The sequence below is a fragment of the Streptomyces sp. NPDC045287 genome (assembly GCF_056432325.1).
Map to the genome: position 1 here is coordinate 106586 of NZ_JBWKJG010000019.1, position 8597 is coordinate 115182.

Consider the following 8597-nt stretch of genomic DNA (forward strand, 5'->3'; position numbering starts at 1 on the left):
CACCATTTATTCGACATCAGAGCACATCGTGACAGCGCTCCTGACGCGAACATTACCGTCACCGATGGTGCGGTGCGCGAGCAAGCCGCGACAGACCGGTAGGGGGAAGGGAGTTGGCGCCCCGTCCGACGCGAAAGGCCGGGTGGGGCAGAAGCAGGGGTCCCCGGAAGGACGCTCCAGCCTCGATGACGACCGGGAACAGGCCCGACGGATCATCACGGATCCTCGGACGGTCCCAGAAGTCCTCGTAGAGGCCGGACCGCCCCGGAGCCGCGGAAGAGGTTTCGATGAAAGCGCCAGAAGACATACACGTAGCCGGAGTCGCCGCATTTCTCCCGCCGGGGCGCGAGTCCGTGCAGGAGGCGCTCGAGCAGGGCCTGCTGAGCGCGGAACACGCGGTCGGCCTGGAACTCGAGCAGGTGCCGGTCATGCCCCTCGGTCACAGTTCCGAGGACATGGCGCTGGCCGCGGCCCGCGGCGCCCTGGCGGAAGCGGGGCAAGCACCGGCCGACCTCGACCTGTGCCTGTACGCCGCGGGCACGGAGTCGGAGACGGGCTGGAAGATCGCCCCCAGGATCGCACGCCTCCTCGGGGCCAAGCGCGCCGTCGCCTTCAGCGTCCGGCAGATGTCCAACGCCAACGCCATGGCCATCCAGATCGCGCTCGCCCACCTGCTCACCGAGCCGCGCACGACCAGTGCCCTGGTCCTGACGGGCGACGGGCTCGGCCCGGACAACCCCGAACGCTGGCACGGGCGGACGGAGACCGTGATGGGCGACGGTGCGACCGCCCTCGTCCTGGCGAGACGCCGCGGTCGGCTGGCCATTCGGTCCGTGGCCTCGTACGGCAGTCCCGAACAGGAAGCCGACTTCCCCCACCTGCACCCGTTGCGCGACAGCTCGTACGGGCAGCACCCCGAGACAGTCGCGCGTCCCGGTCTCAGTGAGCTCATGTCCAGGGAGAAGCTGACTTTCCTGATCCGCCGACGTATGCGGGCGGCTGTGTCGGCCGCCCTGGCCGACGCCGGACTGCCGGCAGATGATCCGCGTCTGGCCTGGGTACTGCAACCCCGGTTCACCTCCCCCGGGTTGCAGCGCCTGATGAGCGAGGCGACGCCGCCCCAGTGCAAGGCCGAGCACCTGCGACCGGTCCACGCGACCGGCCACTTCGCCGCCGGTGACGTCACGCTGAACCTGGAGCACCTGACCAATCGGTGCCCGGTGCGGACAGGCCAGTACGCCCTGCTGCTGAGCTTCGGTGCCGGGTTCGCCTGCACCGTTCTCGTCGTCGAGGTGCTCACGGACAGCGAGGTGCGACAGTGGCGCGAACCGAGGAGACGGACATGACGCAAGTGGCCCAGGGCGTACGGGAAGTCCTCGCCCACGTTCTGAACCGCACACCGGACGAGATCGACCTGGGAATGCGGATCATCGAACTGCCCGGCATGGACTCGCTCCACCTCGTCGAAGCCGTCACCGTCGCCGAGGCCAGGTGGGGCGTCAAGTTCGACGAGGACGACCTGTTCGACGTCCGTACGGGGCACGACCTGTGCGCACTGATCCAGCAGACGGCCGAAGACCCCTCATGACTCCCCCGCCCAAGCCGGTCCCCTTCGAGCCACCCCCGCACGCCCCCGAGACCGAAGCCGTCTACCGCGAACTGCGCGAGCGCGCCCCCGTACTGCCGATCACGCTGCCCGACGGCCTCACCACCTGGGTGATCACCCGCTACGCCGACGGAAAGCGAGCGCTGAAGGACCCCCGGTTCATCAAGGACCCGCGGGCGCTGCGGGATCCGCAGCACGGCTTCGGCGGTGTTCGCCACCCCGAGGACCTCATGATCGTGGGTGGGCGGCACATGCTCAACAGCGATGCCGAAGAACACGCCCGGCTGCGTGGCGTGGCCACCACGGTGTTGTCCGCGCGTGCCATGGCCCGGCGCGAACCGGAGATCACGACGATCGCGCACCGTCTGCTGGACCGGGCCGTCCAGGACCGCCGGGCCCCGCACGTCGGCCCGGCTGCCGAACCGGCGGTCGACTTGATGCAGGCCTACGCCCAACCCTTGCCCGAGATCGCGCTGGGCCGCGTCCTGGGGATGTCCGACGCGGCGACAGCCGAGGCCGCCGCCCACATGCGCCGCGTCATCAGCCGCGACCATCCTCTCTCGCCGCCCTGGCAGCGTGCCTACGCCGACCTGACCGACGTGCTCAGGGACGCGCTCGCCACCCCCCAGAACTCCGATGACGGCGACACGGTCATCGCCGCCTTGCAGGCCGCCGTGGCCGAGGGCCGGCTCACCCGGCGCGAGATGCTCTCCACGGTCTCGATCATGTTCGCCGGCGGGATCTCCTCCACCGCGATCGCCATCGGCCACGGGGCCGCCACCTTGATGCAGACCACGAGCGTCCTGCGCGGTCTGCTCGACGACGAGGAGCGCGCCACCGTGGTGGTCGAGGAGCTCCTGCGCCACCACGCGCCGTTTCCGTTCTCGCCATGGCGCTTCGCCCGCGAGCCGGTCGAGATCGCCGGCACTGTCGTCCCGGAGGGCGCGGTCGTCTTCATCATGCTGGCCGCGACCAACCGCGACCCGGACGTCTACGACGCACCGGACACCGTGATCCCGGAACGTCCGGACGCTCCCCCGCACCTGGCGTTCGGACACGGTCCGCACTTCTGCATCGGGGCCCATCTGGCCCGTATCGAGATCAGGGTGGCCCTGCGCGTCCTGTTCCAGCGCTTCCCTGGCATCGTGCCCGCCGTACCGTACTCCGACGTCATCTGGAAGGGCGTTCTCTTCGACCGGACCCCGGTCGCTCTCCCGGTGCTCCTGGCCGGCCACCCTGGTCCACCCCCCGAATAAGTGGGTCCGATGTCCTCAGCGGTCGTGGGCGATCAGGGATCTCCTGACCGGGGCCCCGGTGGTCCGGTGGTGCCGGATGGCGGCGGTGAGGGCGAGGAGTCGTTGTCCGGTACGGGCGAAGACGCTCGCGGGGGTTCTGCCGCCGTGCTGTTCGAGGCCGAGCCGGCCCTTGAGGGTATCGATGACAGCCTCGATCCACTGGCGGACCCGGGTGATCTCGCCGTGTCGGGCCGACCCGTCCTTGCGGTCCGGCCGCACCGGGTGGACGCACAGGCGCTCGGTGCGAAACGCTTCGAAGTCCCGTCCGGCGAAGCCCTCGTCCACGAGGACCCCTGCCCGGCCCCGCCGTCTTGTGCTCAGCGGACCCGGCCGCACGATGCCGACCCCGGCTCTTCGTCCGCGACGCGGGCGATGGCGTTGTCCGCGTACGGCTCCGGTAGCGCGTCGAGGCCGGGGGTGCCGATGGCGCTCGGCGGACGACCCGCTGCGGTTCCGGGGCCCCGGCCCACGGATCAGTACGAACCGGCGCGCGAGCACCACGCCTCCGCGGACGCCGAACTGGCCGAACTGCCACGGCGGTCGGTGCGTGCGTCGGCCGCGCCAGAAGAGGCGCAGGACGAACTGCTTGCGGGGATCGACGACTGGCCGGCTCATGGCCCCTGACCTGAGCAGACGTGCCCGACGCCCGGGCGGTTCAGGCGACGGCGCCCCCTTCGACATGCGAGGGAGACCTTTCCCTCGCCCCGGACCCGGCAGGGGCCGGCCCTTGATCAATGGCTCGATTTCGTCTACCGGGCTGTCAGCGGCGTCAGCAAAGGTGGGGCACGTCCGGGCCTCCATCGGGGCCCTGGATGTTCGAGTCCGTGCACCCCACCATCCAAGGGAGAAGCATGCGTACCGAGATCGTCCTGTCCCACGAAGCCCCCGAGCTCGACCTCGACCTGGATCTGCGCGTCTCCGACCTCCCGGAGCAGGCCGAGTCGTTCGGCCAGGGCACCTACACCTCGCCGAGCAGCTACGCGATCGGCACGCGCTGCCCTGTCTGTTGCTGACGGACTGAGACCCCCCTCGGGGTTCTTCCGAGCGGGGCGGGCCCGGGTCCGCCCCGCTCTTTCGTACGATGGCGAGGAGGACACACGTGGCGCCGGGGCCCGAAGCCCACCGAGCATCCGCAGCATTCGAGGTACGGGAGCCCGTGCTCGTCCGTATGGCGAGCCGGCCGCGCGGCGCCGCTCTGGCCACGGTCGACGCCGCCGAGCCGGTTTCCGGGGCGCGGCAGCTCGCCTCCGATCCCCTGCTCGACCAGGCGGTCCGGGTGGCCAGCGGCTCGCTGGCCCACAGCCTGGCCTCTCTGACCAGTGACGAAGGCGCGAGCGCGCTGGGGCACAAGCGGGTTCTGAGCGCCGCGCGGACCCTGACGCGGTACGCCCGCCGCGCCGGGGCCCGCCCGACGCCGTTCGGCCTGTTCGCAGGTGTCGGTACCGCCCGGTTCGGTTCCGCGGCCAAGGCGGAGCCAGGCACCGGCGAGGTCGCGGTCCGGCTCGACGGGGCGTGGCTGCACCGCCGGGTACTGGCCTGGCTCGCCGAGCCCTCCGTCCGCCGGCGCGTGGACGTCGTGCTCAATGACCTGTGCTTCCTGCGGGACGGTCGGCTGTATCTGCGCACCGGCGGTCAGGAGCAGTCGGTGCGCGTCAACGCGCTGGTCAGCGCCGTGCGCGAGCGGGCGCGGACCCTCGTGCCGTACGCCGATCTGCTCGTCTCGCTGACGGAGCGCTTTCCGACGCTGGACACCGAACGACTCGACCATCAGCTGGCCGGACTCCTGCAGCACGGCTTCCTGCTCACCTCGATCACCCCGCACCGCCTCGACACCGCGCTGCTCGACGGCATCGAGGCAGTCCTGGACGCGGCGCTTCCCGACGACGCGCAGGCGCTGCGGGACATCCGGACGGCCTGCGCACGGCATCAGGAGGACCCCCCGGGGCTGGGCGGCGACTCCTGGCAGCAGCTCCTGGACGAGGTCCGCCGGCTCGACGTTCCCGGCACGGACAACGACACGCACGCCCGGCCGCCCCTTCACGTGGATCTGCACGTACCCGGCGAGTTCGTCATACCGGAGGCGGTCGGCCAGGAGGTGTGCCGGTATGCGGCCGCGATCTGGGCGATCACACCGGAGTGGACGACGCTGGCATACATGCGGGACTACCGCGAGCGCTTCATCGAGCGCTACGGCACCGCCGGCGCCGTGCCACTGGGCGAGCTGGTCGACCCGCACCGCGGACTCGGCCTGCCCCCCGAGTACGGCGCAGAGCCCGCGTACGCGCGCAACGGCCCCGGTGACGAGGCGGACGGTCCCCGGCGCGCAATGATCGGCGAGCTGCTTCAGGAGGCCGTTCTGTCCGGCGGCGACCTGGTGCTGACCGACGACGTCGTAGGGCGTCTCGCCGAAGTCGCCGGGCACGATCCCGCAGCCGCGCCGCCGCGCAGCCTCGAACTCTGCTTCCAGGTGCTCTCCGAGAGCATCGCCGCACTGGACCGCGGCGACTTCCGGCTGCTCGGCAGCCCGCACATCGGCGCCTGGACGGCGGGCGCCACCGCGGGCCGGTTCGCGGCGGCGGCCGGCCTCACCGGCGAACTCGCCCGGCTGGCCGCCGACACCGCCGTCGCCCCCGACGACGCGGTGATCGCGGCCCAGGTCGAGTTGATGCCCCGCGAGCCGCGCGGCCTCAACATCGTCCAGGTGCCCCGGCTGTTGCCGTACCGCATCCCCGTCGGCGTGCCCGACGACCGGGACGACCCCGGCTGCCTGGACTGGCGCTCGCTGCTCGTCGCCGCCGGCTCCGACGGGCTGCGGCTGCTGCACCCGGAGAGCGGCCGTCCGGTCCGCCCGGTGCTGCCGCACATGCTGGCCCTGGACACACAGGCTCCGCCGGTGGCCCGGTTCCTCATGGATCTCGCGACGGCGCGGCCCCGCGTGTGGTCGGGCTGGGACTGGGCAGGACATGACGCCCTGCCGTATCTGCCGCGCGTCCGGTACGGGCGGGTGGTGGCGATGCCCAAGCGCTGGCTGCCGGGCCGTCGGCTGCGCGACGCGGCCCGGGAACAGGGCGCCGGGGTGTGGGAGCAGGGCCTCGACGCCTGGCGCCGGCGCCTTGCCGTACCGGACCGGCTGCAGATCGCGCGCAACGACCAGATGTACCCCGTCGACCTGCGCGATCGCTGGGACCGGGACCTGTTGCGCGCCGAACTGACGGCCGCTCACCCCCAGTTCGTCCTCTACGAGGACGTGACGGCCAGCGGTGCGGGGCTCGGCTGGAACGGCGGGCACAGCACGGAGATCGTGGTGCCCCTCGCGGGGGTGCGGCGGCCCGCCGGGCGTACGACGCCGGGAAAGAGCGCCGAGCCTGCGCGGACCGCCCCGCCGCTGCGACCTGCTCCCACCCGGATCCACCTGCCGGGCGAGGACTGGCTGTTCGTGAAGTGGTACGCGGAGCCGTCGGCTCACGAAGCCCTGCTCACCGAGCGTCTTCCGGCCGTGCTCGCCGAGGTCGAGGACGAGGTCGACCGCTGGTTCTTCGTGCGCTACCGAGACCCCGAACCGCATCTGCGGCTGCGTTTCCACGGCGACCCCGGGGCGCTGAACGGCCGGGTGCTGCCCGCGATCAGCCGTGCGTCACGGGTCCTCGTCGAGAGCGGGGCCCTGCGCACGATGACCCTCGACGTGTACCGGCCCGAAAGCGACCGGTACGGAGGCGAGGCCCTGCAGGAGGCGGCCGAGCGCTTCTTCTGCACGGACAGCCTGTCGGCACTCGTGCAGTTGCGCGCCCTGCGGGGTGTCGCGCGGGGGCTCCCCGCCGCCGTGCTCGCCGGGCTCGGGCACGCGGTGCTCCTGGAGTCGCTCGGGGACTGGGACTGGTGCGGCTGGGTCGACCGCATGTTCACGAAGACCACGGAGCACGAGGTCTACCAGCGGCACCGCGCCGTCGCCGACCGGCTGATCAGGCCGGGGAGCGCGGTGTCGTCGGCTGCGGAAGCACTTGGGGCGCCGTCCCTCGGCACGCTGTGGTCCGAGTCGCCCGAGCCACGCGCGTACGGACGGCTGATCCTGTCCGCTCCGGAAGCCGACCGCGACGAGGCCCTGCTGTCGCTGCTGCACATGCGGCACAACCGTCTGTTCGGCATCGACCGGGCGGCCGAGGCCCGCGGGTACGCGGTTCTGCGAGGCGCGGTGCGGGCCCATGTCGGTCGACGGCGGCACGAGAACAGGAGCGGACGATGAGCGGGACCACCGGGGACGGGACGCGCGAGCGCCCCGCCGGCTCTTCCGCTCAGGACGTGCGGGAGCGTGCTGCCGCCGTCTCCGCCGAGATCCTGAACCGGCTCGCCGATCCCGCCGCCACGATGGCGGCCACGCGCATCCCGGCCCAGGCCGCGGACGACGGGGTCGCCGAGCCGGTCTGGGCCGAGCTCACCCTCGGCAGCGGCAGCCCCGGGCTCGCGCTCGCGTTCGCGGGAGTCGCCCGGGACGCGGCGCGGCAGGTGCCGCGCGCCCACGCGTATCTCACGGCGGGAACCCGCGCCGTCTCGGGCCGGCCCGGCGCCGCAGGCGGAATCTTCAAGGGGCCGGGGGCCCTGGCCTTCGCCGTACTGCTCGCCCATCGCACCACCGGGGGCTACCTCTCCGCGCTCCAGCGCTTCGACGCCTACCAGCGCGATCTCGTACGGGCCGTCCTGCCCCCCGTCGAGGACCGGCCGCTGCCCACCATCGGGCACTACGAGGTGGTCCGCGGTCTGACCGGTGTCGGCCGCTATCTGCTGGCCCGGGCCGAGAGCTGTGAGGAGCCGCTGACGGCGGTGCTCGACTACCTCGTGCGCCTGTCGCTCGGCACCGTGGAGCACCAGGGGGCCCGCGTGCCGCGCTGGTGGGCCCTGGACGCGCCCCGGGTCGGCTCCGAGGCGGCGTTCCCCGGCGGCCACCTCAACCTGGGCCTCTCGCACGGCGTCGCCGGGCCGCTCGCCCTGCTGGCCCTGGCCTGGGAACAAGGTGCGCGGGTGCCGGGGCAGCAGGAGGCTATGGAGGCGACGGCCGAACTGCTGCGGACCTGGGCGGTGACGGACCGGTACGGCCCGTTCTGGCCCGGCTACCTCTCCTTCGCCCAGTGGCGACGGGGTCCTGCCGCCTACGACGGAAGCGCGAAGTGGCCGGCCTGGTGCTACGGGGCTCCCGGGGTCTCCCGGGCTCTGCAACTGGCCGGACGGGCGCTCGGCCGGACGGACTTCTCGGACCTCGCCCGCGCCTCGGTGGACCGGCTGCTCGTCCTTCCTCGGTCGGCCTGGGGCATCAACGACCATGCGCTGTGCCACGGTTGGGCCGGAGCCCTGCACCAGCTCGGCCGACTCAACGAACTGTGGCGGGACCCCCGGCTGGTCGAACTGCGGGACGCCATCGCCGTCGAGCTCGTCTCCGCCTTCGACCCGGCGCTGCCTTTCGGACTGCGGTTCACGATGACGAAGGTGCCGTTCGGCTCCGATGTCTCCGGCTACCTCGACGGCGCCGCCGGCGTCGCGCTCGCCCTGGACTCGTACGCGGTGGACGGCACACCGGCCGACTGGGACATGCCGCTTTTGCTGGCTTAGGGGCAATACCGGTGATTTAGGTTGTTTTCGTTCGCCTGCTGGTTGGTTTGGTGGGTGGAACCGGTGTGACGGTGTGAGCCGGTGGTGGGGGTGGGTTG

General features: G+C 72.2%; 6 protein-coding genes and 1 pseudogene. 6 read left to right on the plus strand and 1 reads right to left on the minus strand.

Going from position 1 to position 8597, the window contains the following annotated elements; all coding sequences use genetic code 11:
* Positions 1-353 precede the first annotated feature (353 nt).
* Genes AC07D6_RS27495 through AC07D6_RS27505 form a run of 3 tightly spaced genes read left to right on the plus strand, consistent with a single transcriptional unit; the run spans position 354 to position 2862 of the window.
* Positions 354-1346 carry a beta-ketoacyl-[acyl-carrier-protein] synthase family protein gene (locus tag AC07D6_RS27495; protein ID WP_479048734.1) on the plus strand — a complete coding sequence of 331 codons (993 nt, stop codon included), beginning with the start codon at positions 354-356 and terminating at the stop codon, positions 1344-1346.
* The gene (locus AC07D6_RS27500) at positions 1343-1588 is read left to right on the plus strand and encodes an acyl carrier protein (protein WP_315876050.1); all 246 of its coding nucleotides are present in this window, start codon (positions 1343-1345) and stop codon (positions 1586-1588) included. Before AC07D6_RS27495 ends, AC07D6_RS27500 begins: the two co-directional genes overlap by 4 nt.
* Positions 1585-2862 carry a cytochrome P450 gene (locus tag AC07D6_RS27505; protein ID WP_479048736.1) on the plus strand — a complete coding sequence of 426 codons (1278 nt, stop codon included), beginning with the start codon at positions 1585-1587 and terminating at the stop codon, positions 2860-2862. Before AC07D6_RS27500 ends, AC07D6_RS27505 begins: the two co-directional genes overlap by 4 nt.
* Positions 2863-2877: 15 nt before the next feature.
* Here AC07D6_RS27505 and AC07D6_RS27510 read toward each other — a convergent pair.
* A pseudogene (locus AC07D6_RS27510) lies at positions 2878-3192 on the minus strand (IS982 family transposase); the annotation flags it as partial.
* 560 nt (positions 3193-3752) lie between these two features.
* Here AC07D6_RS27510 and lanA point away from each other — a divergent pair.
* The 3 genes from lanA (at position 3753) to AC07D6_RS27525 (ending at position 8499) form a co-directional block, all read left to right on the plus strand.
* Positions 3753-3914 (plus strand): SCO0268 family class II lanthipeptide, encoded by a 162-nt coding sequence (gene lanA / locus AC07D6_RS27515; protein WP_315876053.1) that lies wholly within the window; start codon positions 3753-3755, stop codon positions 3912-3914.
* Between the two features lie 86 nt (positions 3915-4000).
* Entirely contained in the window at positions 4001-7141 is a 3141-nt protein-coding gene (locus tag AC07D6_RS27520) for a lantibiotic dehydratase (protein ID WP_479048738.1), read from the plus strand.
* Entirely contained in the window at positions 7138-8499 is a 1362-nt protein-coding gene (locus AC07D6_RS27525; RefSeq protein ID WP_479048740.1) for a lanthionine synthetase C family protein, read from the plus strand. The genes AC07D6_RS27520 and AC07D6_RS27525 overlap by 4 nt, the downstream gene beginning before the upstream one ends.
* Positions 8500-8597: the final 98 nt, after the last annotated feature.

Excerpts from the sequence above, each read along its gene's own strand:
- AC07D6_RS27505 (WP_479048736.1), top strand. The coding sequence starts at position 1,585 with ATGACTCCCCCGCCCAAGCCGGTCCCCTTCGAGCCACCCCCGCACGCC.
- lanA (WP_315876053.1), top strand. The coding sequence starts at position 3,753 with ATGCGTACCGAGATCGTCCTGTCCCACGAAGCCCCCGAGCTCGACCTC.
- AC07D6_RS27500 (WP_315876050.1), top strand. The coding sequence starts at position 1,343 with ATGACGCAAGTGGCCCAGGGCGTACGGGAAGTCCTCGCCCACGTTCTG.
- AC07D6_RS27525 (WP_479048740.1), top strand. The coding sequence starts at position 7,138 with ATGAGCGGGACCACCGGGGACGGGACGCGCGAGCGCCCCGCCGGCTCT.